Raw genomic sequence first — 24,488 nt, 5'->3', positions numbered from 1 at the left:
TGGCTGTCGGGGCGACCGACGACCTGAGGTGTGGACATGAGCAGTGGTGGCTTGAGCAGGCGCGGATTCGTCGGCGCGCTCGCGGGAACGGGCGCCGCGGTGACCCTCCCGGCGTGTGACAAGGCCCCGGCGCCCGCCGCGGACACGACACCTCCCGAGACGACCGCGAGCGCACCCCGCGAGGCCGCCAAGCCCTCCGGCCCCCGCCCCCTGTACCTCGGCACCTACACCTCCGTCGACGGCGGCGGCAAGGGCATCGGCCTGGCGACGTATGACACCGCCAGCGGCCGGATCACCGGCGAGGAAACCATCGAGGACGTCGGCGACCCGTCGTATCTGGCACTCCATCCGAACGGCCGCACGCTGTACGCCGTCAACGAGCGCGAGGACGGTGCCGTGACCGCCGTCCGGCTGTCCGACCGCGCCATTCTCGGCAGCCGGAGCACCGGCGGTGGCGCACCCTGCCATCTGTCGGTGCATCCGAGCGGGCGCTGGCTGCTCAGCGCCAACTACGCTTCCGGCAGTGTGGCCGTGCACCCCATCGACGCCTCCGGCGCACTCGGCGAGCGCACCGACCTGGTCACGCACAACAGCCCGGCACCGGGCCCGGGTCAAGAGGGCCCGCACGCCCACCAGTTCGTCACCAGTCCCGACGGCGGCCATGTCCTCGCCGTCGACCTCGGCACGGACACCGTCTACACCTACCGCCTCGACACCCGCGCGGGCACCCTCACCGAGGTTTCCCAGGCCCACACGCGCGCCGGCGCGGGCCCCCGGCACCTCACCTTCCACCCGGGCGGCCGGTACGCCTACCTGGCCAACGAGGTGGACGACACGGTCTCGGTGTGCGGATACGACCGCGCCTCCGGTCGCCTGACGATCGGCGAGCCGCAGTCCACGGGCACCGGCGAGGGCACCAGCTACCCGGCGCAGATCGTGGTGACACCGAACGGCGCGTACGCCTATCTCGCCAACCGGGGCCACAACAGCCTCGCCCGCTACGCGGTGGAGGCCGACGGCGCCCGGCTCAGGCTGCTGGGCACGGTGCCGGTGTCCGGTGACTTCCCCCGGCAGATCGCCCTCGCGCCGGACGGGACCCTGCTGTTCGCGGCGAACCAGAGGTCGAGCACGGTGAGCGTGTTCCACGTGGACGCCGCAAGCGGTGAACTGCGGCTCGCGGGCGACCCGTTCGCCTCACCCGTCGCCGTCTGTGCGCTGCCGCTGTAGGGCGCGGGGGCAGGAGGCGGCGCTGGCCTGCGAGATCAGGATGTGCATGCGCTCAGTGAGCTGCGCGACGTCGTCGGCGGGCCGGTGGAAGGCCAGTCGTACGTCGCCGTGGGCGCGGGTGCGTTCGATGCGCAGCGTCAGTCCGTGCCGGTCGACGGCGAGGGGCTGGACCTTCACCGCGCCGTGCAGGCTCTCGGGCTCGACGAGCCGGGTGAGCCGCTCGACGGCGTCGGCGTGGCAGTCGGCGAGGTGCGTCAGCAGCCGGGACTCCGCCGTGGCCAGCGGGTCCGGTTCGGCGGCGGCGAACTCGTCGAGGTCGACGACCACGGCGCCGGTGGGCTGCCGCAGCACCACGCGCGTGGCGTGGAACGCGAGCAGGTCGCCCTCGGGGGCGAACCAGCCGGCGAGCCAGAGCCGGGCGCGGATCCGGCTGCGTACGGGGACGGGCGCGACGTCGGCGAACTCCAGGACGGCGGACGGCTCGCCGCGGGGCGCGCAGATCGCCGCCGCGAGCAGCGCGCTGTCCTCGGGCACGCTCAGGAGCACCCGTCCGTCGTCGTCCACGGAGTGCGCGCCGACGAACTCCTCCCTGCCGCCGTCCGCGGTCACCGCGCAGGACCACGCGGTGGCGAGCAGCGAACGGGCCCGCTCCGCCGCGGCAGGCGCGGCCGTCCAGGGTTGGCTGTCACCCATCCCAAAACCTCCTTAGGTAAGCCTTGCCTAACTTACCCAAGATCGGGGCGCACGCCAACCAGGTCACGCGAACCTGTGCGGCGGTTGTCAGAATTCAGGGCCCGAGCACGCCCAGCAGGGCCCGTGCACAGAGGTCGCGTACCTGCTCCCGCGAAAGGTCCGAGCCCCGCAGCCACTCCAGACAGACGGCCGTCGTGAACGCCAGCCAACCGCGCACGGCGAGCTGGACATCAGGGCGCTCCCGCGCGACAGGGCCGAACTCGGGGTCCTCGGCCAGCACTGCCAGGATCTGCTGCTCATGGGCCCCCAGGGCACGCTGATAAATGCGGCGCACGACCTGGTCCCCCGCCGCGTCGGCCCGGTGGAAGGCGCGGAAGCCGTGCGCGTGGGCCTCGACATAGGCCAGGTACGTGTCGAGGTTGGCCGCCAGTTGCTCGCGCACCGGGACTCCCGGCGCCGCCGCGGTCATCCGCAGCATCCGCTCGCTCTCCCGCGCCACGACCGCCGCGAAGAAGTCACGCTTCGTCGGGAAGTAGTGATAAAGCAGTCCGCGCGAGACTCCGGCGATCTCGGCGACCTGCTCGATCCACACGTCGTCGTACGGACTCTCCGAGAACAACCGCGCCCCGACGCCGAGGAGTTGCTCGCGGCGCTCCTCGGTACTGAGCCGGCGGCGTATCGGCCCGCCCTGGTTCGCGGTCATGCCCGAACTTTACTTGACGTCGATTCAATAACGGGACCAGACTGGAGCGCGTTGTTGAACCCGCGTACAACACGCTCAACTCACCGCTGGACCAAGGGAGATCGCGTCATGGCGGAGACGACCAGGGCCGCGGTGCCGAAGGGGTTCCGCAGCGCCGAGCAGGGCTGGCCTCAGCTGCACCGCATTCCGCATCCCCCGCGCCGGCTCCCGCTGCTCGGCGACGTGCTCGGCGCCAGCAGGACCAAGCCCTTGCAGGACTCCCTGCGCCACGCCCGGCAGTTGGGGCCGATCTTCCGGCGCAAGGCGTTCGCCAACGAGATCGTGTTCGTGTGGGGCGCGGGCCTCACGGCCGACCTCTCCGACGAGTCACGCTTCGCCAAGCACGTGGGCCTCGGCATCGCCAACCTGCGGCCGATCGTCGGGGACGGGCTGTTCACGGCGTACAACCACGAGCCCAACTGGCAGCTGGCGCACGACGTTCTGGCCCCGGGCTTCAGCCGGGAGGCCATGGCGGGCTACCACCCGATGATGCTGGACGTGGCCGGGCGGCTCACCGACCACTGGGACCGGGAGCTCGCGGCGGGCCGGGCCGTGGATGTGCCCGGGGACATGACGAGGCTGACCCTGGAGACGATCGCGCGCACCGGGTTCGGGCACGACTTCGGCTCCTTCGAACGATCCCGGCCGCACCCCTTCGTCACGGCGATGATCGGCACGCTCTCCTACGCCCAGCGGCTCAACACCGTGCCGCCGCCGCTGGCTCCGCTGCTGCTCAAGCGCGCCTCCCGGCTCAACGACGCCGACATGGACCTCCTCAACCGCACGGTCGACGACATCGTGCGCGCCCGCCGCGCTTCCGGACCCGGGGACGGAGACCTGCTCGACCGGATGCTGGAGACGGCCCATCCGGAGACCGGCGAGCGGCTGTCGCCGGAGAACGTCCGCCGTCAGGTGATCACCTTCCTGGTGGCGGGCCACGAGACCACGTCCGGCGCGCTCTCGTTCGCCCTGCACTATCTCTCCCGGCACCCCGAGGTCGCGGCCCGCGCCCGCGCCGAAGTGGACCGCGTCTGGGGCGGCGCCGAGACACCCGGCTACGACCAGGTGGCCAAGCTGCGGTACGTGCGCCGGGTGCTGGACGAGTCGCTGCGGCTGTGGCCGACGGCGCCGGCCTATGCCCGGGAGGCCCGCAAGGACACGGTGCTGGCCGGAGAGCATCCGATGCGACGAGGAGCCTGGGCGCTGGTGCTCACGCCGATGCTGCACCGCGAGCCCGAGGTGTGGGGCGCCGACGCCGAGCGGTTCGATCCGGACCGCTTCGACGCCACGGCCGTACGGTCCCGTCCCGCGCACACGTTCAAGCCGTTCGGGACGGGGGCGCGGGCGTGCATCGGCCGCCAGTTCGCGCTGCACGAGGCCACGCTGGTGCTGGGGCTGCTGCTGCGCCGCTACGAACTGCTGGCCGACCCCGCGTACCGGCTGCGGGTGACGGAGCGGCTGACGCTGATGCCGGAGGGGCTGCGGCTGCACCTGGAGCCGCGCCGCAAGGCTGTGCCGGCTCCTCGGTCAGAGGCTCCCTGTCCAGTGCGCGGGGCGGGCGACTGACTCCGGCAGCTTGGTGCCCGCGCTGCCCCTGGCCGCGTTCACCTGGGGCTGGGTGAGGAAGAACGCACCGGTCAGGTCGGCGTCCGTGAGATCGGCGTCCCGCAGATCGGCACCGATCAGATCCGCCCCGCGCAGGTCGGCGCCGGTCAGGTCGGTCGCGATGAGGTAGGCGCCGCGGAGGCTGACGCCCCGCAGGTCGGCGCCCTTGAGACGGGCGCCCATGAGGTCCGCGCCCCGGCGGTCCTTCCGGCGACCGCGCATACCCGCCCGCACCAGTTCGCTGGTCCGCAGCAGCAGGGCGTTGACGTCCTGCCGGTGGGCGCCGACGTCCAGCGCGCCGAGTTCCTGCGGAGTCAGGCGGGTCAGCTCCTCGGTCTTGTCCAGGGCCCGGCGCAGATCGGCGTGGACGGGGCGGGCCGCGGGCAGGGTGAGAGCTTGGCTCAGGTACCAGAGCAGTTCGTGCAGCTGGCGGACGACCGGGAACACGTCGAACATCCGGCGGGCCCGATCACGCGGGCCCTTGCGCCAGTCCTGTCCGCCGAAGGTGACCTGGGAGACCTTCTGCCCGGCGCCGAAACAGTCGTAGACCGTGCAGCCGGTGAAGCCCTCCTGCCGGAGACGGGCGTGGATGCCGCAGCGGTGGTCGTCCTGAAGGTTCCGGCAGGGCGTTCCGGCGTCCTTGTCGACCGCGAAGTCCGCCGAGGCGGTGAAGCGCAGCGCGACACAGCACAGACCGAAGCAGTTCGCGCAGTCTCCGCGCAGGTCGACGAGGTCGCCGGGACGATCTTCCATGCCTCCACCCTAATCTCCGCCCCGAAAGGAAACCTCACCGATGAGTCTCCGGCGGTGTGGGGGTCTTCTCATCCAACGGAAAACAAGCTCGGCTACCACTGAGATGACGAGCCGCACGGCACGAGCCCAACGGATCGAGGAGAGACACCATGTGCAGCCATCAGCCACAGTGCCCCACCGCCGACAGCGCGGACCACCACTCCGCCGTGATCGTCTCGGCCCACCCCGAACAGGGCTGGAGCCTGCTGTGCAACGGCACCATCGTCTTCGACGACACCGGTGAACTCCTCCCGGACGGCCGGGTCGTGAGCCCGCACCGCACCCTCGGCCCGCTGGCCGTCGCCGCGTGAAGCCTCCGGCGCTGCTAGCGGGGGTGCTGGCCAGAGTTTGACCGGTGCGGCGCCGTCGTGGCTGGTCGCGCAGTTCCCCGCGCCCCTTCGGGGCGCTGTCGAACCGCCGGTGACTTCGCCCGCCCCGCTCAGCCCCGCACCCGGTCAAAGACGCGGGTGTCCGCTCAGCGCGCCGCCAGGCTGGAGCGGCGGACCACCAGTTCCGGCTGGAGTACGACCCGGCGGTGCTCGTGTCTTCTCGGGCCGGTGCTTTCCGCCTCGGTCTCCTCCAGGAGCAGTTCGGCGGCCAGGGCGCCCATGGTGACGGCGGGCTGGCGGACCGAAGTGAGGGGGACGGCGGCGGCTGCGGCGAACTCGATGTCGTCGTAGCCGACGATCGCGAGGTCGTCGGGGACGCCGACGCCGGCCGCGTACATGGCCTGGAGGACACCGAGGGCGAGCAGGTCGTTGGCGCAGAACACGGCGGTGGGGCGGTCGGCGAGGCCGAGGAGGCGGGCGCCGGCGTCCCGGCCGGCGGCGACGTCGAGCCGCTCGGTGGGCAGTTCGCGCAGGGCGCCGGGGCCGAGTCCCGCCTCGGTGAGCGCGTTGAGCGCGCCCGTGCGGCGGTCACGCACCTGGTTGAGGCCGGGCGGCCCGCTGACGTACGCGATGGAGCGGTGCCCGGCGTCCACGAGATGGCGTACGGCCAGCGCGCCGCCCGCGACGTCGTCCACGGAGACAGAGCACTCGGTGGTGCCCTCGGCGACACGGTCGACCAGCACGAAGGGGATTCCGTGGCGGCGGAACGCGTCGATGTTGCGGCCGCTTGCGTCGGTGGGCGTCAGCAGGACGCCTCGTACGCGCTGCTCGGCGAAGAGCGACAGGTAGTCGGCCTCCTCACCCGCGCTCTGCGCGCTGTTGCAGACCATCACGCCGAGCCCCGCCTGCCGCGCGGCCCGCTCGGCGCCGCGCGCGACGTCGACGAAGAAGGGGTTGCCCATGTCGAGGACGAGCAGGCCCATGATCCGGCTGCGGCCCGCGCGCAGTTGGCGCGCGGACTCGCTGCGGACGTAGCCGAGCCGGTCGATCGCGGACAGCACCCGGGCACGGGTCTCCGTGGCGACGGATTCCGGGCGGTTGATCACGTTCGACACCGTGCCGACGGAGACTCCGGCGGCGCGGGCGACGTCCTTGATACCCACCGACTGGGCCATCAGGCAGGGACCTCCAGGGAAACGAGGGGCGGCGGGAAGGTCTTCACATTACCGTCATGCCGCCCCATCAGTGCTGCGGTGGCGCGTCGGTCACGCGGGGAGCCGGAAGTCGACGACTCGGAGCGCCGAGGGCGTCGTACCGCTGGACTTCTCCTGGTACATCACCGACAGCACGTTGTCCTGCGCGATACGCATCTCGTCGATCACGACCTCACCGAACGCGTTCAGACCGCTGCCGTCGAACAGCAGCTTCCAGTCGGTGTATCCGGACGCCTTGGAGGCACCGGCGATCCGGCCGAAGGGGAAGACGGCGTACGCGTTGTCGTACTTGTCGAGGACCAGCCTGGTGCGCTGGCTGGAGCCCAGCGCGACCGGGATCTCGGTCTTCTGCCAGGTGCCGGAGGAGTTCTTGCGGACGTGGAAGGCGCGGCCGTTGGCCGTGCGGTCGGAGACGTAGTTGGTGGTGCACTGGCCGAAGCGGCCGGGGACGTAGCTGATGATCGCGTGCGGCAGACCGGAGGAGTCGGTGAACTGGCTCTCCTGGTTCATCAGCGAGTGGTCGGGGTTCAGGGAGTCGACCACGAGCCCGCTGTCAGTGACGGCGACCTTGTCGGAGCCGCCCGTCGTGCCGACGACGGTGCCCGCGTTGTTGCGCCAGGTGCGGCCGCGGTCGTCCGAGTAGACGTAGCCGGTGTCGTGGTTGGTGATGCCGCCGCCGCTGCACATCACGGCGTTGTTCTGCTCGCGCCAGGTGAAGAAGGAGTGCAGGCGCCCGTTCTTGTCGTAGTCGATGCCGTGCAGGTACATGTTGCGGGCCGTCGAGGAGCCGTGCTCGCTGGTGTAGGTGCCGGTGGAGCTGGTCCACTCCCCCAGCGCGGTCCAGGTCGAACCGTTGTACTCGGCAAGGGCGTTGCGGCCGTTGCCGGAGATGCCGACGCGGTAGCTGAGCTGGAGACGGCCCTCGGGGGTGGCCATGAACTGCGGGTACGTGAACTGCGAGGTGAGCGCGAGTCCGTCCAGCGTCGACTGGGGTGCGCCGAAGCGGCTCGCGGTCCAGCTGAGACCGGCCGGGTTGTCCATGAGCCCGGCGACCGACTTGACGTAGGTGAAGCCGTCGCTGTGGGAGTCCATGTTGAGGTGCAGTCGGCCGTCGGTCCTGGAGACGCCCATCGAGATGACGTTGTGGGAGTCGTTGTAGCGCAGCGTGTGGCCGACCTTGACCGTGGACCAGGTGGTGGCGCCGAGGGCACGGCGGCCGACGACGGCGTTGCGGTCGGCGGTGTACCAGACGGCGTACTGGTAGCCCTTGTAGGTCAGCAGGCCGTTCTTCTGGAAGGAGTTGTTGTTGACCAGGCCGTCGTAGGAGACGAAGAAGATGGCCTGGGTGTCGAGGGTGGTGATGCCGGTCCGGGTGACGGAGGGGCCGGGGTCGGCGGCCCTCGCGATGCCGGCGCCGAGGCCGGGTCCGGCGACGGAGGCCAGCAGGGCCGTACCGAGCAAAGCACGTCTTCTCATATCAGCGACTCCGGCTCAGGCTAGGTGGAAGACTTCGGTGAGGGGTTTCATCGCTTCGTCGGGTCGGGCGCCGTCCAGGGACTCGAAGAACGGCGCCATCTCCGCTTGCCAACGGGCGTTGACCTCGGCGGCCTCCATGCCGGCCTGGGCGGCGGCGAAGTCCTCGGTCTCCAAGTAGCCGACCAGCAGGCCGTCTTCACGCAGGAAGAGCGAGTAGTTGTGCCAGCCGGTGGCCGAGAGTGCGTCGAGCATCTCGGGCCATACGGCGGCGTGCCGCTCGCGGTACTCGTCGAGGCGGTCCGCCCGGACCTTCAGCAGAAAGCACACACGCTGCATCAACAGCCCCCGAGGGATCAGAAGTTGTACTGGTCGATGTTCTTGGCGTCGAACACGGTCGGCTTGCCGAGGCTGATCACACCGTCCTTGCCGATGGTGAACTCACCCATGTCCCCGGCCTTGAACGTCTCGCCCTCCTTGCCGGTGATCTGCCCGGACACCAGCGCGACGGAGGTGCGGGCGGCCAGCTCGCCCAGCTTCGCCGGGTCCCACAGCTCGAACGCGTCGACGGTGCCGTTCTTGACGTACTTGCGCATGTCGTTCGGGGTGCCGAGGCCGGTCAGCTTGACCTTGCCCTTGTACTTGGAGCCCGACAGGTACTGGGCCGCCGCCTTGATGCCGACGGTGGTCGGGGAGATGATCCCCTTCAGGTTCGGGTACTCCTGGAGCAGGCCCTGGGTCTGCTGGAAGGACGCCTGCGCGTCGTCGTTGCCGTACGCGACCTTCACCAGCTTCATGTCCTTGTACTTGGGATCCTTGAGCTCGTCCTTCATGAACTCGATCCAGGTGTTCTGGTTGGTCGCGGTCTGCGCAGCGGACAGGATCGCGATCTCGCCCTTGTAGCCGATCTGTTCGGCGAGCAGCTGCACCTCGGTGCGGCCCAGGTCCTCGGCCGACGCCTGCGAGACGAAGGCGTTACGGCAGTCCGCCTTGGTGTCGGAGTCGTACGTCACGACCTTGATGTCGTTCTTCATGGCCTGCTTGAGCGCGGTGCACAGCGCGCCCGGGTCCTGCGCGGAGACGGCCATCGCGTCGACCTGCTGCTGGGTGAGCGTGTTGACGTAACTCACCTGCCCGGCGGTGTCCGTCGCGCTGCTCGGACCGACCTCCTTGTAGCTGGACCCCAGCTCCTTGAGCGCCGCCTCGCCACCCTTGTCGGCCGAGGTGAAGTACGGGTTGTTGACCTGCTTGGGCAGGAACCCGACGGTCAGCCCCTTCTTCAGCTCGGCATTCGGGTCGGCCTTACCGGCGGTGGCAGCGGAGGCATCCTCGTTGGCGACGTCCTTCTTGGTGGTACCGCCGCAGGCGGTGAGGGCGAGAGCGAGCGAGGTGGCGCCGGCGAGGACCGCACAGGTACGGCGGAGGGATGACTTACGCATGACGGTTTCCTTTTGAAAGAGGGTGAGCGGGAGCGCCCCAAAGGGGCGCGGGGAACTGCGCGACCAGCCACAACGGACCCGCAGCCATAAGACGGCCCTACGACGTGAGCCTCTGCGCCCGAGCGACAGAAATCTGGCGTGCCACTCGCGGCCCCAACACGGACAGCACCAGCAACACACCGGTGACAACGATCTGCGACTGCGCGGAAACGTCCTGAAGACTCATCACGTTCTGCAGCGCACCCAGCAGGAACACACCCGCAATCGCACCACCCAACGTGCCCTTGCCCCCGTCGAAGTCGATCCCACCGAGCAACACGGCGGCGACGACGGACAGTTCGAGCCCCATCGCGTTGTCAAAGCGGGCGCTGGCGTAATGCAGTGCCCAGAAGATCCCGGTCAGCGAAGCCATAAGCCCCGTCACCGTGAACAGGATCAGCTTCTGCCGCTTGACCCGGACACCCGCAAACCGCGCCGCCTCCTCGCTCGCGCCGGTCGCGAAGACCGACCGGCCGAACGGGGTGGCGTGCAGAACGATCACGCCGATCGCGAGGAGCACCAGGAAGGGCAGGAAGGCATACGGGATGAACGTGTCGCCGATGCGTCCGGACGCGAAGTCCAGGTACTGGGTGGGGAAGTCGGTCACCGCGTCGGAGCCGAGCACGATCTGTGCGATACCCCGGTAGGCGGCGAGGGTGCCGATGGTGACGGCGAGGGAGGGCAACCCGAGCCGGGTGACGAGCAGACCGTTGATGAGGCCGCACACCACGCCGAGCAGCAGGCAGATCGGGATGATCGTTTCGATCGTCATGCCCTCGTTCCACAGTGCGCCCATGACGGCGCCCGAGAGACCGGCGGTGGAGGCGACCGAGAGATCGATCTCGCCCGAAACGACCAGGAGGGTCATCGGCAGGGCGATCAAGGCGATCGGAAGGGTGTTGCCGATCAGGAACGACAGGTTGAGAGCGTTTCCGAATCCGTCGACCGTGCCGAAGGAGAGCAGCAGCACGACGATCAAGAGTGCGCCGACGGCTGCGTCCCACCTCAACGAGGCGGACCAGCGGCTCGCGCGCGTCAAGGACTCAGGCATGGCGGGCGTTCCTCTTCTTCAGGGCCGAGGCCACGCGCAGCGCGACGACCCGGTCGACCGCGATGGCGAGGATGAGCAGGATGCCGTTGATGGCGAGCACCCAGACGGAGCTGACACCGAGGGCGGGCAGCACGCTGTTGATGGAGGTCAGCAGCAGCGCGCCGAGCGCGGCGCCGTACACGCTGCCGGAGCCACCGGTGAACACGACACCGCCGACCACCACCGCGCTGACGACGGTGAGTTCGTAGCCATTACCCGTGCCGGAGTCGACGTTGCCGAACCGGGCCAGGTACATCGCCCCCGCGAGCCCGGCGAGGGCGCCGCAGAAGGTGTACGCGGCGAGGATCCGCTTGCGGACCGGGATGCCGGCGAGCCGGGCGGCCTCGGGGTTGGAGCCGAGCGCGTACAGCTCGCGTCCGCTGCCGTAGTGCTTGAGGTAGTACGCCGTCGCCACCAGGACCGCCAGCGCGATCAGCGCCAGCCAGGGCACCGCCCAGATGCCGCCGGAGCCGAAGTCGACGAAGCCGTCCGGAAGGTCGGCCGCCGTGATCTGGCGGGAGCCGACCCAGATCGAGTCGATGCCCCGGATGATGTAGAGCGTGCCGAGCGTGACGACGAGCGCGGGCACCTGGCCGAGGCTGACGAGCAGCCCGTTCAGCAGGCCGAAGCCGATGCCGAGCAGGACAGCGAGGAGGATCGCCACGACGGAGTTGCCACCGCCCTGGAGGTACGTACCGGCCGCGAAGGCGCTGATGCCGAGCGTCGAGCCGACCGACAGGTCGACGTTGCGGGTGATGACGACCAGGGACTGACCGGTGGCGACCAGCACCAGGATGGTCGCGTTGAGCAGCAGGTCCTTGATGCCCTGCTCGCTCAGGAACTCGCTGTTGCCCAGCTGGGTGATGACGATCATCACCAGGAACACGACCAGGATGGCCAGTTCCCGCATCTTGAAGACGCGGTCGACCAGCCGGGTGCCGCTCGACTTGGGCACCTCGGTCACGGGAGCCGGGTCGGTGGTCACCGTCATGCGGCGGCCCTCCCCGTGGCTGCGGCCATCACGGTTTCCTCGGTGGCGTCGGAGCGCGGGATCTCGGCGGTGAGCCGGCCCTCGTGCATCACCAGCACGCGGTCGGCCATGCCGAGGATCTCGGGCAGGTCGGAGGAGATCATCAGGACGGCCACGCCGTCGGCGGCCAGCTCGCTGAGCAGCCGGTGGACCTCGGCCTTCGTACCGACGTCGATGCCGCGGGTGGGCTCGTCGACGATCAGCACCTTGGGGCCGGTGGCCAGCCACTTGGCGAGGACGACTTTCTGCTGGTTGCCGCCCGAGAGGGTGTTCACGGTGTCGGCGATCCGGGCGTACTTGACCTGGAGCTTGACGGCCCAGTCGAGGGAGCGGCTGCGCTCGGCCCCGCGGTCCATGAGGCCCGCCTTGACGGTCGTACGGAGTCCGGTGAGGCCGATGTTCCGCTCGATGGACATGTCCATCACCAGGCCCTGAGCGCGCCGGTCCTCGGGGACGAGGGCCAGCCCGGCGGCCATGGCGGTGGAGGGGGCTCCGTTGGTCAGCTTCCGCCCCTGCACCTCGACCTCGCCGGCGTCCCAGCGGTCGATGCCGAAGACCGCGCGGGCGACCTCCGTACGACCGGCGCCGACGAGCCCCGCGAGGCCGACGATCTCGCCGGTGCGGACCTCGAAGGAGACGTCCGTGAAGACGCCCTCACGGGTCAGCCGCCGGACGCTCAGAGCGACCTCACCGGGCCGGACGTCCTGCTTCGGGTACAGCTCGTCGAGGTCGCGGCCGACCATCCGCCGGACGAGGTCGTCCTCGGTCATGCCGTCCAGCGGCTCGCTGGCGATCCAGGCACCGTCGCGCAGCGTGGTCACCGTCTGGCAGATCTGGAAGATCTCCTCCAGCCGGTGCGAGATGAACAGCACCGCGGCACCCTGTTCGCGCAGGGTGCGTACGACGCCGAAGAGACGCGCCACCTCGCTGCCGGTGAGGGCGGCGGTCGGCTCGTCCATGATCAGGACGCGGGCGTCGAAGGAGAGCGCCTTGGCGATCTCGACGATCTGCTGGTCCGCGATGGACAGGCCACGGGCAGGGCGGTCGGGGTCGAGTTCGACGCCGAGGCGTTGCATCAGCGCGATGGTGGCGGCGTGCGTGGCCTTGTGGTCGATCCGGCCGAGGGTGCGCCGCGGACGGCGGCCCATGAAGATGTTCTCGGCGATCGACAGGTCGGGGAAGAGCGTGGGCTCCTGGTAGATCACGGCGATACCGGCGTCGCGGGCGTCGCCGGGGCCGTGGAAGACGACGGGCTCACCGTCGAGCAGCACCTGGCCGGCGTCCGGCCGGTGCACCCCGGCGAGCGTCTTGATGAGGGTCGACTTGCCGGCGCCGTTCTCACCGGCGAGTGCGTGCACCTCGCCGGGGAACAACTCCAGGGAGACGTCCCGCAGAGCGCGCACGGCGCCGAAGGACTTGGAAACGTCCTTCAGTGCCAGCACTGGGGCCGGACCCGTGTCGGACGGGTGGGTCATTGGGGGCTCCTCGACGACACCGGCGGGACGGGCCTCACCGCGTCGTGAAAGGTTTCAACTGGGTTGCCGGGACGTTAGACATGGGAGCCATGTCACGTCAATGGGTCTGTGTCGAAAAAATTTCGATAGCCGAAGGTCACGGACCAGTCACGGGAATCGGGGTTGGCCAGAGGGGTTGACACCCCTTCGGAGGCGCCATAGCTTCCCGTTCTGAATCGTTTCATGCAGCAGCCATTGAAGCCGTCGTTGCAGCAGTAGTTACGACCCGATGCCACAGGAGTCCTGAAGTGACCGAACTCGCCGCGGTGAAGGCCGCCCTGAAGACCCAGGCCGTCGAGACGCCGTCGTGGGCGTACGGGAACTCGGGTACGCGGTTCAAGGTGTTCGCGCAGCGAGGCGTTCCACGGACGCCGCGGGAGAAGCTGGACGACGCGGCTCAGGTGCACGCGTTCACCGGTGTCGCGCCGACCGTTGCCCTGCACATTCCGTGGGACAAGGTCGACGACTACGCGGCGCTGGCGAAGTACGCCGAAGAGCGCGGCGTGACGCTGGGCGCGATCAACTCCAATACCTTCCAGGACGACGACTACAAGCTCGGCAGCATCTGCCATCCGGAGGCGGTGGTGCGGCGCAAGGCTGTCGATCACTTGCTGGAGTGCGTCGACATCATGGATGCGACGGGCTCCGCCGATCTGAAGCTGTGGTTCGCGGACGGTACGAACTATCCCGGGCAGGACGACATCCGTGCGCGGCAGGACCGGCTGGCCGAGGGGCTTGCGGAGGTGTACGGGCGGCTCGGTGAGGGGCAGCGGATGCTGCTGGAGTACAAGTTCTTCGAGCCTGCCTTCTATACGACGGATGTGCCGGACTGGGGTACGGCGTATGCGCACTGCCTCAAGTTGGGGCCGAAGGCTCAGGTGGTGGTCGACACCGGTCATCATGCGCCGGGTACCAACATCGAGTTCATCGTGGCGACGCTGCTGCGGGAGGGGAAGCTCGGGGGGTTCGACTTCAACTCGCGCTTCTATGCGGACGACGATCTGATGGTGGGGGCCGCTGATCCGTTCCAGTTGTTCCGGATCATGTACGAGGTGGTGCGTGGGGGTGGGTTCACGTCCGACGTCGCCTTCATGCTCGATCAGTGTCACAACATCGAGGCGAAGATTCCGGCGATCATTCGGTCGGTGATGAATGTGCAGGAGGCTACCGCCAAGGCTTTGCTGGTGGATCGGTCGGCGTTGGCTGCCGCACAGGCGTCGGGTGATGTCCTTGAGGCGAATGCCGTCCTGATGGATGCGTACAACACGGATGTGCGGCCGTTGCTCGTGGAGGTTCGCGAGGAGATGGGGCTGGACGGGGACCCGATTGCTGCGTATCGCCGGTCCGGGTGGGCCGAGAAGATTGTCGCTGAGCGAGTTGGTGGGGAGCAGGCCGGTTGGGGCGCGTGAGCGTCTGCCGAGCTCGGTTCTTCGCGGGGTGCGGGCCGGTTGTGGCTGGTCGCGCAGTTCCCCGCGCCCCTAGGTAATTGCACTCGCCCTCTCTCAAGTAAGGACTGGAAGTTCATGGCACCGCACCCCGAAGCCGCTGATCTCCTCGCCCGGTCGAATCGGCTCGGCGCTGATCCTCGTAACACCAACTACGCCGGCGGGAACACCTCCGCCAAGGGGACCGACACCGATCCCGTCACCGGTGGTGATGTGGAGCTGATGTGGGTCAAGGGGTCCGGGGGTGACCTCGGGACTCTCAAGGAAACCGGGCTGGCCGTGTTGCGGCTGGACCGGATGCGGGCGCTCGTCGATGTCTACCCGGGGGTCGAGCGCGAGGACGAGATGGTGGCCGCGTTCGACTACTGCCTGCATGGCAAGGGCGGGGCGGCTCCGTCGATCGACACGGCGATGCACGGGCTGGTCGAGGCCGCGCATGTGGATCATCTGCATCCGGACTCCGGTATCGCTCTCGCCTGTGCCGTCGACGGGGAGAAGCTGACCGCCGAGTGTTTCGGGGACAGCGTGGTGTGGGTGCCGTGGCGGCGGCCCGGGTTTCAGCTCGGGCTGGACATCGCGGCCGTGAAGAAGGCCAATCCGCAGGCTGTCGGGTGCATTCTCGGCGGGCACGGGATCACCGCCTGGGGTGACACCTCCGAGGAATGTGAGCGGAACTCGCTGCACATCATTCGTACCGCCGAGGCGTTCCTCGCCGAGCGGGGGAAGCCGGAGCCCTTCGGGCCGGTGATCGAGGGGTACGCCGCCCTCAGCGCCACCGAGCGGCGGGAGCGGGCGGCCACGCTGGCGCCTCATGTGCGTGCCCTCGCGTCCCAGGACCGCCCCCAGGTGGGCCACTTCAACGACTCCGAGGTCGTCCTCGACTTCCTCGCCTCCGCCGAGCATCCTCGGCTCGCCGCGCTCGGTACGTCGTGCCCCGATCACTTCCTGCGCACAAAGGTACGGCCGCTGGTGCTCGACCTGCCGCCGACCGCGCCGCTGGACGAGGCGATCGCACGGCTGAAGGAGCTGCACGCCTCTTATCGCGAGGAGTACGCCGCCTACTACCAGCGGCACGCCCTGCCCGACTCCCCCGCGATGCGCGGTGCCGACCCGGCGATCGTGCTGATTCCCGGGGTCGGCATGTTCAGTTTCGGCAAGGACAAGCAGACCGCGCGGGTGGCCGGCGAGTTCTATGTCAACGCCATCAATGTGATGCGTGGGGCCGAGGCCGTGTCGACGTATGCGCCGATCGAGGAGTCCGAGAAGTTCCGTATCGAGTACTGGGCTCTTGAGGAGGCCAAGCTTCAGCGGATGCCGAAGCCCAAGGCGCTGGCGACTCGGGTCGCGCTGGTGACCGGTGCGGGCAGCGGGATCGGGAAGGCGATCGCCGGGCGGCTGGTGGCCGAGGGGGCGTGTGTCGTCGTCGCCGATCTCAACGCCGAGAACGCAGCTGCCGTCGCCGAGGAGCTCGGTGGTCCCGACAAGGCCGTCGCCGTGACGGTCGACGTGACGTCCGAGGAGCAGATCGCCGACGCCTTCAAGGCAGCCGTGCTCGCCTTCGGCGGGGTCGATCTGGTGGTCAACAACGCCGGTATCTCGATCTCCAAGCCGCTCCTTGAGACTTCGGCGAAGGACTGGGACCTGCAGCACGACATCATGGCCCGGGGGTCGTTCCTCGTCTCGCGGGAGGCGGCGCGGGTGATGATCGCGCAGGGGCTGGGCGGCGACGTCGTCTACATCGTCTCCAAGAACGCCGTCTTCGCCGGGCCGAACAACATCGCGTACTCCGCCACCAAGGCCGATCAGGCGCATCAAGTGCGGCTGCTGGCCGCCGAGTTGGGTGAGTACGGTATCCGGGTCAACGGGATCAATCCGGATGGCGTGGTGCGCGGGTCCGGGATCTTCGCCGGTGGCTGGGGTGCGCAGCGGGCGGCCGTGTACGGCGTCGAGGAGGCGAAGCTGGGCGAGTTCTATGCGCAGCGGACCATCCTCAAGCGCGAGGTGCTGCCCGAGCATGTCGCGAACGCCGTGTTCGCGCTGACCGGTGGGGAGTTGACGCACACCACCGGGCTGCATGTCCCGGTCGACGCCGGCGTCGCGGCCGCGTTCCTGCGATGAGTACGGCTGTGAAGTCGTACGCCGCGGTCGACCTCGGCGCGTCCAGCGGGCGCGTCATGGTCGGCCGGGTCGGGCCCGACTCGCTGGAGCTGACGGAGGCGCACCGGTTCGTGAACCGGCCGGTGCGGGTGCCGGAGGGACTGCGGTGGGACGTGCTCGGGCTGTATGCCGGAGTGCTGGACGGACTCAGGGCGTCCGGGCAGGTCGACTCCGTCGGCATCGACAGCTGGGCCGTGGACTACGGGCTGCTGGACGCCGACGGGGCGCTGCTCGGGAACCCCGTGCACTACCGGGACGCGCGGACCGAGGGCATCGCGGAGAAGGTGTGGGCGACGGTGCCCGCCCCCGAGCTGTATGCGGCGACCGGACTGCAGTACGCGCCTTTCAACACGCTGTACCAGCTGGTCGCCGCCCGTTCCACCCAGCAACTGGCGTACGCCAAGCGCCTGTTGCTCGTCCCGGATCTGCTCGCCTACTGGCTCACCGGCGAGCAGGGCACCGAGCTGACCAACGCCTCCACGACCCAGCTGATCGATCCCCGGACGCGCGACTGGTCGTTCGACGTCGCCGCCCGGCTCGGGATCGACCTCGGCCTGTTCGCGCCGCTCAGGCAGCCCGGGGATCCGGCGGGCGTGCTGCGGCCCGAGGTGCTGGAGGAGACCGGGCTGGCCGGGCCGGTGCCGGTGACCACGGTCGGCTCGCACGACACGGCGTCGGCGGTGGCGGCCGTACCGGCCGAGGGTGAACGGTTCGCGTACATCTGCACCGGCACCTGGTCCCTGGCGGGCCTGGAGCTGGATGTGCCCGTGCTGAGCGAGGCGAGCCGCGCCGCCAACTTCACCAATGAGCTGGGGCTGGACGGCACGGTCCGGTATCTGCGCAACATCATGGGGCTGTGGCTGCTTCAGGAGTGCGTACGGGCCTGGGGTGAGCCGGAGTTGGGCGGTCTGCTGCTCGACGCGGCCAAGGCGCCGGCGCTGCGGTCGGTCGTGGACGCGGGCGACTCGGCGTTCCTCGCGCCGGGGCGGATGCCGGAGCGGATCGCCGAGGCCTGCCGGGTCTCGGGGCAGCCGGTGCCCGAGTCGCCCGCCGAGATCACGCGTTGCATCCTCGACTCCCTCGCGCTCGCCCATCGCCGGGCGGTCGAGGAGGCGCAGCGGCTGGCCGAGCACCCGGTCGACGTCGTGCACATCGTGGGTGGCGGCACCCGAAACGCGCTGCTGTGCCAGCTCACCGCCGACGCCTGCGGACTGCCGGTCGTGGCGGGCCCGACGGAGGCCGCCGCCCTCGGGAACGTCCTGGTCCAGGCGCGGGCCCACGGGCTCGTCGGCGACCTCGCGGGAATGCGGCGCCTGCTCACCCGAACGCAGCCGCTGACCCGGTACGAGCCGCGCGGCGACATCGCGCGCTGGCGCGAGGCGGAGGCCCGGCTCACCCGGCGGTGACCGGGGACTCCCCCACGTCCTGTTGCCGGACTACGCTGCACTCATCCGATGATCAACCAAAAGGAGCCGCGATGCGTGTCGCCCTGTTCCTGACCTGTGTCAACGACACGCTCTATCCGGACACCGGGCGCGCCGTGGTGAAACTGCTGACCAGGCTGGGCGTCGAGGTCGACTTCCCGATGGCCCAGACGTGCTGCGGGCAGGCGCACTACAACACCGGCTACCGTCATGAGGCTGAACCGCTGGCCCGGCATTTCTCCGATGTCTTCGGGGGGTACGAGGCGATCGTGACCCCGTCCGGGTCGTGCGGGGCGATGGTGCGGGAGCTGTATCCGCGCATGGGCGAGCGGGCGCGGGCCGAGGGGCGCGGGGACACGCTCGCGGCCACGTTGGCGCCGGTGATCCCGAAGACGTATGAGCTCACGGAGTTTCTGGTGGACGTGCTCGGGGTGACGGACGTCGGCGCGTACTACCCGCACCATGTGACCTACCACCCGACCTGCCATGGGCTGCGCAGCCTGGGCCTGGCCGACCGGCCGCGCCGGCTGCTCCAGGCCGTCAAGGGGCTGGAGCTGGTCGAGTTGCCGGGGGCGGACGAATGCTGCGGCTTCGGCGGCACGTTCGCCCTGAAGAACGCCGACGTCTCCGCGGCGATGGGCGCGGACAAGGTGCGCAACGCCGAGTCGACGGGCGCCGAGGTGCTGTGCGCGGCCGACAACTCCTGTCTGATGCACATCGGCGGGACGATGGCCCGGCTCAGCACCGGCATGCGGCCGGTCCACATCGCGGAGATCCTGGCGAGCACGGAAGAGGAGCCGGCGCGATGAGCGGGCGTACCGGAGAGGAGCCGCGCGCATGAGCGGGACGTTCGTAGGGATGCCGGCCTTCCCCGAGGCCGCGCACGAGGCGGTACACAACCAGACCCTGCGCGGCAATCTGCGCCACGCCACCCAGACCATCCGCGCCAAGCGGGCCAAGGCGGTCGCCGAAGTCTCCGACTGGGCGGCGCTGCGCGAGGCGGGCAAACAGATCAAGGACCACACGCTCCGCCATCTCGACCGCTATCTCGTGCAGTTGGAGGAGTCGGTCACGGCAGCGGGCGGAACGGTCCACTGGGCGACCGACGCCGACGACGCCAACCGGATCGTGACTCGACTGGTCAAGGAGACCGGCGAATCGGAGGTCGTCAAGGTCAAGTCGATGGCCACGCAGGAGATCGGGCTCAACGAGGCGCTGGAAGAGGAGGGCATCCGCGCCTACGAGACCGATCTCGCCGAGTTGATCGTGCAGTTGGGCAAGGACCGGCCCTCGCACATCCTCGTCCCGGCGATCCATCGCAACCGTGGCGAGATCCGGGACATCTTCGCCCGCGAGATGAGCGAGTGGGGCCGCCCCGCACCCGAAGGTCTCACCGACACACCCGCCGAACTCGCCGAGTCCGCACGCCTGCACCTCCGCGAGAAGTTCCTGCGCGCCAAGGTCGGCGTCTCCGGCGCCAACTTCATGGTCGCCGAGACCGGCACGATGGTCGTCGTGGAGTCCGAGGGCAACGGGCGGATGTGCCTGACCCTGCCCGAAACGCTGATCTCGGTCGTCGGCATCGAGAAGATCGTGCCGACCTGGCAGGACCTGGAAGTGTTCCTGCAGACGCTGCCGCGCTCGTCGACGGCGGAGCGCATGAACCCGTACACGAGCATGTGGACCGGCACGACGGACTCCGAGACCGCCGACGGGCCTCGCACCTTCCACCTGGTGCTCCTCGACAACGGCCGCACCGACACCCTCGCCGACGAGGTCGGCCGCCAGGCCCTGCGCTGCATCCGCTGCTCGGCGTGTCTCAACGTGTGCCCGGTGTACGAGCGGGCCGGCGGCCACGCCTACGGCTCGGTCTATCCGGGCCCGATCGGCGCGATCCTGAGCCCGCAACTCCGGGGTACGGACAGCGAGATCGACGCCTCGCTGCCGTACGCCTCGTCGCTGTGCGGTGCCTGCTACGAGGTGTGCCCGGTCGCCATCGACATCCCCGAGGTGCTGGTGCATCTGCGGGAGCGGGTCGTGGAGGGCGGCCAGGTGACGCGGGCGGGCAACAAGGTGGTGCTGAAACCGGCCAAGGGACATGCCACCGAGCGGGCGGCGATGCGGGCGACACGCTGGGCGTTCGCCCGCCCGGGCGCCCTGCGCACCGGCCAGCGGCTCGCCTCGCACACGCGGCGGCTGCATCCGCGCTCGCTTCCGGGGCCCGGCAAGGCGTGGAGCGACAGCCGGGCGCTGCCTGTGCTGCCTTCCGAACCGTTCCGGGACTGGTGGCAGCGCACGCACGGCGGAAAGGGCGGTGCGAAGTGAGCAGCAGGGAGCGGATCCTGGGCCGGGTGCAGCGCGCGCTCGCGGACGTGCCACCGGACGACACGCCGTACGACCAGGCGATCTCGCGCGCGTACCTGGGCGAGCACGGGAACCGGAGTGTCAAGGAGACGGTGGATCTGCTCGCCGAGAACCTGGCGGACTACCGGGCGATCGTGCACCGCACGGACGGTGCGGGACTCGCCGAAGTGATCGCGGGCTTGCTCGACGCACGGGGATCGGCGTCCGTCGTCGTGCCGCCGAGGCTGGACGAAGGCTGGCTGGCGGCGACCGAGGTGGACCGGGTGCCGGACCGGGCCGAGAGCACGTCGTACGAACTGGACCGGGTCGACAGTGTGGTGACGGGCTGCGCGCTCGCGATCGCCGAGACCGGCACGATCGTCCTGGACGGCTCCCCCGACCAGGGCCGCCGCCGTATCACCCTCGTCCCCGACCATCACATCTGCGTCGTACGGGTCCCCGGCCAGGTCGTGTCGTCCGTGCCGCAGGCCCTGCCCCGGCTCGATCCGACACGCCCGCTGACCTGGATCTCCGGCCCCTCCGCGACCAGCGACATCGAACTCGACCGGGTCGAGGGGGTGCACGGGCCGCGCACCCTGGAGGTGGTCCTGGTGAGCGGGGAGTGATCGGCGCGGTCAGCGTGAGGACATGATCCGGTTCGATCAGGTCACCAAGCGCTGTCCGGACGGTACGACGGCCGTGGACGGGCTCAGCTTCGAGGTGTCCGAGGGTGAGCTGGTCACCCTCGTCGGCCCGTCCGGCCACGGCAAGACGACGACCATGATGATGGTGAACCGGCTGATCGAGCCGACGTCCGGGCAGATCTTCGTGAACGGAGAGGACATCGCCAAGGTCGACCCCGTGCGGCTGCGCCGCCGTATCGGATACGTCATCCAGCAGGCGGGCCTCTTCCCGCACCGCACGATCCTCGACAACACGGCGACCGTGCCGTCCCTGGTCGGGTGGAAGAAGGCGAAGGCCCGGGCGCGGGCCGCGGAGTTGCTCGATCTGGTGGGGCTGGACCCCAAGACGTTCGGGCGGCGTTATCCGGAGCAGTTGTCGGGCGGGCAGCGATGGGGGTCCCCCAGGCCGTTCAGGCACTGCGGGAGGGTCGGTGTGGCGCGGGCGCTGGCCGCCGATCCGCCGGCGCTGCTGATGGACGACCCGTTCGGTGCGGTCGACCCGGTGGTGCGGGAGCAGTTGCAGGACGAGTTCCTGCGGATGCAGGCTGCGGTGCGCAAGACGGTGCTGCTGGTCACGCACGACATCGAGGAGGCCGTGCGGCTCGGCGACCGGATCGCCGTGTACGGGCAGGGGCGGATCTAGCAGTTCGACACGCCCGGCGCGGTGCTGGGCGCCCCGGCGACTCCGTATGTGGCCGAGTTCGTGGGCGCCGACCGGGGGTTGAAGCGGCTGTCCGTCACCGAGATCGAGGCCGACGACCTGGAGCAGCCGCCGCTCGCCCGCCCGGACGAACCCGCCCCGGCCGCGGCGGCACGGCTGCGCGCGGAGGGCGCGCGCTGGGCCGTCGTCCTCGACGAGGACGGTGAACTGCTGGGCTGGGTCGGCGTCGACGACCTGGGCGCGGACGGTTCGGTCGGCGAGCGCGCGCACCGCATGAACGCCTGGGTACCGGTCGGCGCACCCCTGAAGCAGGCGTTCGGTGTGATGCTCCAGCACGACGCCGGCTGGGTCGCGGTCCTGGACGGCGCCCGCTTCCTGGGCGTACTGACCCCGGCGAAGCTGCATGAGGCGCTGCGGCGGTCCGTGGACGCGGATGCGTTGGGGGTGCCGCGGGATCAGGTGTCGTTCGACTCGGTCGCCGATGCGTAGCGCTCCGCTGGAAGGGGGGTGCCTTGGCTGCGGGTCCGTTGTGGCTGGTCGCGCAGTTCCCCGCGCCCCTTTGGGGCGCTCGCTCGTCAGCTGTATCTGATCGGGCAGCCGCGTTTCAGGGAATAGGGAATGTCGAGTACCTGGGGTGCCTGCCGACTCCTCGGGCACCGATTCGTACGGCGGCAGTCCGCGCCGCCGCAGCTCCTCATTCAGCCCGGACGCCACCGCGCCCGGTCCCCCCTCCGCCTCACTTCTGCAGCCCCTTCTCCTTCACAGGACGAGGGCGACGACCGTCGGGCCCTCTCCCCACTCGCCGACGGGGGTGAGGAGCAGCAGAACCAGGACGGCGAACGTCGGCACCGCGCGGCCGATGTTGGAGATGTTCACGGCCAGTGCGCCGCCCTTGCCGAGGTGGCCCAGGACGATGGCCACGGGCAGCGCGATGAGGCAGCTGACGATCAGGCAGACGACGGTCAGCACGAGGTGTTGCAGGAGCCGCTGCCAGATGCCGTCGTCGCCGGCCCAGTGAGCGGAGTCGGTGAGCCAGTCCCAGGCGTCGGCGAGGGTCGTCATGCGCGGGCCGCCCTCGTCCATGGGGTGATCAGCCGCTGCACGCCGAGGAGCAGCACGTCGGCCTCGACGGCGATCACCACGCACAGCACGGACGCCGTGAGCACCTGTGCCTTGAAGTAGGTGTTCATGCCGGAGTGGATGAGGTTGCCGAGCCCGCCGAAGCCGACGATCGCGCCCACCGTCACCAGGGAGACCGCCGAGACCATGGCGATGCGCGGTCCGGCCATCGCGGCGGGGTTGCGGACCAGCAGCGTCAGCGAGTACAGGACGAGTCCGGCTACGACCAGGCTCGACGAGAGTCCGTACACGGGCAGCAGCAGCGAGAACATCGCCAGGGACGGGATGGTGTAGAGGATGGTCGTCACGGCGAGCACGGGCCCGGCCGTCCAGCCCCAGCGGCGGGCGAGCACGGCCGGCGGCAGGGCGATGGCCAGGCCGATCAGCACCGAGATCCCGGTCAGCTGCACATGCTGGCCGACCGCGTCCAGGAGGATCTCTCGGCGGGTGCTCAGATACTCGCCGCAGATCCACTCGTTGCGCGCGAGGCAGTCGTCCGGGCGCGCGGTCACGGGTCCATTGCATCGGGCTGCCTGGAGGGTCGGCTCGTTCTGGTGCCCCGTACGGGGTGTCGCCGAGTACACCCTCCGATACGGGTTCTGCGCCCAATGTGGTCCGGCCTCCGTCTCCGTAGCGTCTTGGGCATGGCACAGGGCGTGCCGGAGTGAGGGTGATGACGAAATGTTTCGCACAGGTTCGCGACGTATGCACGACAAGGGACCCGCCGCCGAGGCGCTGCGGCTGGTCAAGGTCACCAAGACCTACGGCTCCGACGACAGCGCCGTGACCGCCCTGGACGGGGTCACGCTCAGCCTCGGACGGGGCACCTTCACCGCGGTGATGGGTCCTTCGGGCTCCGGGAAGTCGACGCTGCTGCAGTGCGCGGCCGGTCTGGACCGGCCCGACAGCGGCATCGTGCTGGTCGACGGGGCGGAGATGACGGGCGGCACGGAGGCCGAACTGACGAAGTTCCGGCGCCGCCGGATCGGGTTCGTGTTCCAGCAGTACAACCTGCTGGAGACGCTGACCGTCGCGCAGAACACGGTGCTGCCGCTGAAGCTCGCCGGGCAGCGCGTGGACCGGCGGCGGGCCCGGGAGGTGCTGACCTCGGTGGGGCTCGGCGACCGGCTCGGGCACCGTCCCGACCAGCTCTCCGGCGGTCAGCGGCAGCGGGTGGCCATTGCCCGCGCGCTGGTCACCGAACCCCGGGTGGTCTTCGCGGACGAGCCGACGGGCGCCCTGGACACGCGCAGCGCACGGGATGTGCTGCTCCTGCTCCAGGAGACGGTGCGGGTGCACGGCCGGACGGTGGTCATGGTGACGCACGACCCGGTCGCCGCCTCGTACGCCGACTCGGTGCTGTTCCTCGCGGACGGCCGGCTGGCCGGCCGGATGGACACACCGACGCCCGACGCGGTCGCCGAGCGGCTGGCCCACCTGGGCGACGACGTCCTGAAGGCGGTGTGACC

General features: G+C 69.9%; 21 protein-coding genes and 2 pseudogenes. 11 read left to right on the top strand and 12 right to left on the bottom strand.

All coding sequences use genetic code 11. The annotated features are described in order from the left end of the window. The first annotated feature begins 36 nt into the window (after positions 1-36). A complete protein-coding gene (locus QQY66_RS45575) occupies positions 37-1,227 on the top strand; it encodes a lactonase family protein (RefSeq protein WP_301986358.1) in 1,191 nt (396 codons plus the stop codon). On the opposite strand, the gene QQY66_RS45570 is transcribed toward QQY66_RS45575, so the two are convergent. After that, positions 1,195-1,920, bottom strand: coding sequence for a DUF2470 domain-containing protein (locus tag QQY66_RS45570; protein WP_301986357.1), 726 nt, complete (start codon positions 1,918-1,920; stop codon positions 1,195-1,197). The two genes, QQY66_RS45575 and QQY66_RS45570, sit on opposite strands and share 33 nt — an antisense overlap. Positions 1,921-2,014: 94 nt before the next feature. Next, entirely contained in the window at positions 2,015-2,623 is a 609-nt protein-coding gene (locus QQY66_RS45565; RefSeq protein ID WP_301986356.1) for a TetR/AcrR family transcriptional regulator, read from the bottom strand. 108 nt (positions 2,624-2,731) lie between these two features. On the opposite strand from QQY66_RS45565, the gene QQY66_RS45560 reads away from it, so the two are divergent. Then, a complete protein-coding gene (locus QQY66_RS45560) occupies positions 2,732-4,228 on the top strand; it encodes a cytochrome P450 (RefSeq protein ID WP_301986355.1) in 1,497 nt (498 codons plus the stop codon). Here QQY66_RS45560 and QQY66_RS45555 read toward each other — a convergent pair. Beyond that, the gene (locus tag QQY66_RS45555; protein ID WP_301986354.1) at positions 4,190-5,020 is read right to left on the bottom strand and encodes a pentapeptide repeat-containing protein; all 831 of its coding nucleotides are present in this window, start codon (positions 5,018-5,020) and stop codon (positions 4,190-4,192) included. The two genes, QQY66_RS45560 and QQY66_RS45555, sit on opposite strands and share 39 nt — an antisense overlap. Positions 5,021-5,169: 149 nt before the next feature. On the opposite strand from QQY66_RS45555, the gene QQY66_RS45550 reads away from it, so the two are divergent. Next, positions 5,170-5,370: a DUF5999 family protein gene (locus QQY66_RS45550; RefSeq protein ID WP_301986353.1), complete on the top strand. Its 201-nt coding sequence runs from the start codon at positions 5,170-5,172 to the stop codon at positions 5,368-5,370. A gap of 164 nt (positions 5,371-5,534) precedes the next feature. Here the strand turns inward: QQY66_RS45550 and QQY66_RS45545 are convergent, their stop codons facing one another. The 7 genes from QQY66_RS45545 to QQY66_RS45515 form a co-directional block, all read right to left on the bottom strand. Further along, positions 5,535-6,563, bottom strand: a complete 1,029-nt coding sequence (locus QQY66_RS45545; RefSeq protein WP_301986352.1) for a LacI family DNA-binding transcriptional regulator — start codon at positions 6,561-6,563, stop codon at positions 5,535-5,537. Between the two features lie 90 nt (positions 6,564-6,653). After that, entirely contained in the window at positions 6,654-8,078 is a 1,425-nt protein-coding gene (locus QQY66_RS45540) for a BNR repeat-containing protein (protein WP_301986351.1), read from the bottom strand. A gap of 15 nt (positions 8,079-8,093) precedes the next feature. Continuing rightward, entirely contained in the window at positions 8,094-8,414 is a 321-nt protein-coding gene (locus tag QQY66_RS45535) for an L-rhamnose mutarotase (RefSeq protein ID WP_235472834.1), read from the bottom strand. Positions 8,415-8,431: 17 nt separating this feature from the next. Further along, positions 8,432-9,514, bottom strand: a complete 1,083-nt coding sequence (gene rhaS, locus QQY66_RS45530; RefSeq protein WP_301986349.1) for a rhamnose ABC transporter substrate-binding protein — start codon at positions 9,512-9,514, stop codon at positions 8,432-8,434. 97 nt (positions 9,515-9,611) lie between these two features. Further along, positions 9,612-10,604 (bottom strand): ABC transporter permease, encoded by a 993-nt coding sequence (locus QQY66_RS45525; RefSeq protein ID WP_301986347.1) that lies wholly within the window; start codon positions 10,602-10,604, stop codon positions 9,612-9,614. After that, a complete protein-coding gene (locus QQY66_RS45520; RefSeq protein WP_301986346.1) occupies positions 10,597-11,634 on the bottom strand; it encodes an ABC transporter permease in 1,038 nt (345 codons plus the stop codon). Before QQY66_RS45520 ends, QQY66_RS45525 begins: the two co-directional genes overlap by 8 nt. After that, on the bottom strand, positions 11,631-13,148 hold the full coding sequence (locus QQY66_RS45515; RefSeq protein WP_301986345.1) for a sugar ABC transporter ATP-binding protein: 1,518 nt from the start codon (positions 13,146-13,148) through the stop codon (positions 11,631-11,633). The genes QQY66_RS45520 and QQY66_RS45515 overlap by 4 nt, the downstream gene beginning before the upstream one ends. Positions 13,149-13,435: 287 nt before the next feature. On the opposite strand from QQY66_RS45515, the gene rhaI reads away from it, so the two are divergent. The 7 genes and pseudogenes from rhaI to QQY66_RS45480 all read left to right on the top strand — a co-directional run bounded on the left by rhaI (position 13,436) and on the right by QQY66_RS45480 (position 22,389). Continuing rightward, positions 13,436-14,596 carry an L-rhamnose isomerase gene (gene rhaI, locus QQY66_RS45510; protein ID WP_301986344.1) on the top strand — a complete coding sequence of 387 codons (1,161 nt, stop codon included), beginning with the start codon at positions 13,436-13,438 and terminating at the stop codon, positions 14,594-14,596. Between the two features lie 114 nt (positions 14,597-14,710). Beyond that, positions 14,711-16,750 (top strand): bifunctional aldolase/short-chain dehydrogenase, encoded by a 2,040-nt coding sequence (locus tag QQY66_RS45505; RefSeq protein ID WP_301986343.1) that lies wholly within the window; start codon positions 14,711-14,713, stop codon positions 16,748-16,750. Then, entirely contained in the window at positions 16,747-18,195 is a 1,449-nt protein-coding gene (locus QQY66_RS45500) for a rhamnulokinase family protein (protein ID WP_301986342.1), read from the top strand. The genes QQY66_RS45505 and QQY66_RS45500 overlap by 4 nt, the downstream gene beginning before the upstream one ends. 71 nt (positions 18,196-18,266) lie before the next feature. Continuing rightward, positions 18,267-19,022: a (Fe-S)-binding protein gene (locus QQY66_RS45495; protein ID WP_301986341.1), complete on the top strand. Its 756-nt coding sequence runs from the start codon at positions 18,267-18,269 to the stop codon at positions 19,020-19,022. A 28-nt stretch (positions 19,023-19,050) separates the two neighbouring features. Then, entirely contained in the window at positions 19,051-20,538 is a 1,488-nt protein-coding gene (locus tag QQY66_RS45490; RefSeq protein ID WP_301986340.1) for a LutB/LldF family L-lactate oxidation iron-sulfur protein, read from the top strand. Next, complete coding sequence (locus tag QQY66_RS45485; protein WP_301986339.1) at positions 20,535-21,182, top strand: LUD domain-containing protein; 648 nt, start codon at positions 20,535-20,537, stop codon at positions 21,180-21,182. Before QQY66_RS45490 ends, QQY66_RS45485 begins: the two co-directional genes overlap by 4 nt. A gap of 22 nt (positions 21,183-21,204) precedes the next feature. Next, a pseudogene (locus QQY66_RS45480) lies at positions 21,205-22,389 on the top strand (ABC transporter ATP-binding protein). A 273-nt stretch (positions 22,390-22,662) separates the two neighbouring features. Here QQY66_RS45480 and QQY66_RS45475 read toward each other — a convergent pair. Together QQY66_RS45475 and QQY66_RS45470 are read right to left on the bottom strand one after the other, a co-directional pair. Beyond that, positions 22,663-22,962, bottom strand: a pseudogene (locus tag QQY66_RS45475) (ABC transporter permease); the annotation flags it as partial. Then, positions 22,959-23,531, bottom strand: coding sequence for an ABC transporter permease (locus QQY66_RS45470; RefSeq protein WP_301986338.1), 573 nt, complete (start codon positions 23,529-23,531; stop codon positions 22,959-22,961). The pseudogene QQY66_RS45475 and the gene QQY66_RS45470, both read right to left, overlap by 4 nt. A gap of 169 nt (positions 23,532-23,700) precedes the next feature. On the opposite strand from QQY66_RS45470, the gene QQY66_RS45465 reads away from it, so the two are divergent. Next, on the top strand, positions 23,701-24,486 hold the full coding sequence (locus QQY66_RS45465; protein ID WP_301986337.1) for an ABC transporter ATP-binding protein: 786 nt from the start codon (positions 23,701-23,703) through the stop codon (positions 24,484-24,486). The last annotated feature ends 2 nt before the right edge of the window (positions 24,487-24,488 follow it).

It is taken from the genome of Streptomyces sp. DG2A-72, from assembly GCF_030499575.1.
GTDB lineage: Bacteria > Actinomycetota > Actinomycetes > Streptomycetales > Streptomycetaceae > Streptomyces.
This window is presented reverse-complemented; position numbering and strand designations above follow the sequence as displayed.

Coding starts and splice junctions, on each gene's coding strand:
- QQY66_RS45575 (WP_301986358.1), top strand. CDS start 37: ATGAGCAGTGGTGGCTTGAGCAGGCGCGGATTCGTCGGCGCGCTCGCG.
- QQY66_RS45570 (WP_301986357.1), bottom strand. CDS start 1,920: ATGGGTGACAGCCAACCCTGGACGGCCGCGCCTGCCGCGGCGGAGCGG.
- QQY66_RS45565 (WP_301986356.1), bottom strand. CDS start 2,623: ATGACCGCGAACCAGGGCGGGCCGATACGCCGCCGGCTCAGTACCGAG.
- QQY66_RS45560 (WP_301986355.1), top strand. CDS start 2,732: ATGGCGGAGACGACCAGGGCCGCGGTGCCGAAGGGGTTCCGCAGCGCC.
- QQY66_RS45555 (WP_301986354.1), bottom strand. CDS start 5,020: ATGGAAGATCGTCCCGGCGACCTCGTCGACCTGCGCGGAGACTGCGCG.
- QQY66_RS45550 (WP_301986353.1), top strand. CDS start 5,170: ATGTGCAGCCATCAGCCACAGTGCCCCACCGCCGACAGCGCGGACCAC.
- QQY66_RS45545 (WP_301986352.1), bottom strand. CDS start 6,563: ATGGCCCAGTCGGTGGGTATCAAGGACGTCGCCCGCGCCGCCGGAGTC.
- QQY66_RS45540 (WP_301986351.1), bottom strand. CDS start 8,078: ATGAGAAGACGTGCTTTGCTCGGTACGGCCCTGCTGGCCTCCGTCGCC.
- QQY66_RS45535 (WP_235472834.1), bottom strand. CDS start 8,414: ATGCAGCGTGTGTGCTTTCTGCTGAAGGTCCGGGCGGACCGCCTCGAC.
- rhaS (WP_301986349.1), bottom strand. CDS start 9,514: ATGCGTAAGTCATCCCTCCGCCGTACCTGTGCGGTCCTCGCCGGCGCC.
- QQY66_RS45525 (WP_301986347.1), bottom strand. CDS start 10,604: ATGCCTGAGTCCTTGACGCGCGCGAGCCGCTGGTCCGCCTCGTTGAGG.
- QQY66_RS45520 (WP_301986346.1), bottom strand. CDS start 11,634: ATGACGGTGACCACCGACCCGGCTCCCGTGACCGAGGTGCCCAAGTCG.
- QQY66_RS45515 (WP_301986345.1), bottom strand. CDS start 13,148: ATGACCCACCCGTCCGACACGGGTCCGGCCCCAGTGCTGGCACTGAAG.
- QQY66_RS45505 (WP_301986343.1), top strand. CDS start 14,711: ATGGCACCGCACCCCGAAGCCGCTGATCTCCTCGCCCGGTCGAATCGG.
- QQY66_RS45500 (WP_301986342.1), top strand. CDS start 16,747: ATGAGTACGGCTGTGAAGTCGTACGCCGCGGTCGACCTCGGCGCGTCC.
- QQY66_RS45495 (WP_301986341.1), top strand. CDS start 18,267: ATGCGTGTCGCCCTGTTCCTGACCTGTGTCAACGACACGCTCTATCCG.
- QQY66_RS45490 (WP_301986340.1), top strand. CDS start 19,051: ATGAGCGGGACGTTCGTAGGGATGCCGGCCTTCCCCGAGGCCGCGCAC.
- QQY66_RS45465 (WP_301986337.1), top strand. CDS start 23,701: ATGTTTCGCACAGGTTCGCGACGTATGCACGACAAGGGACCCGCCGCC.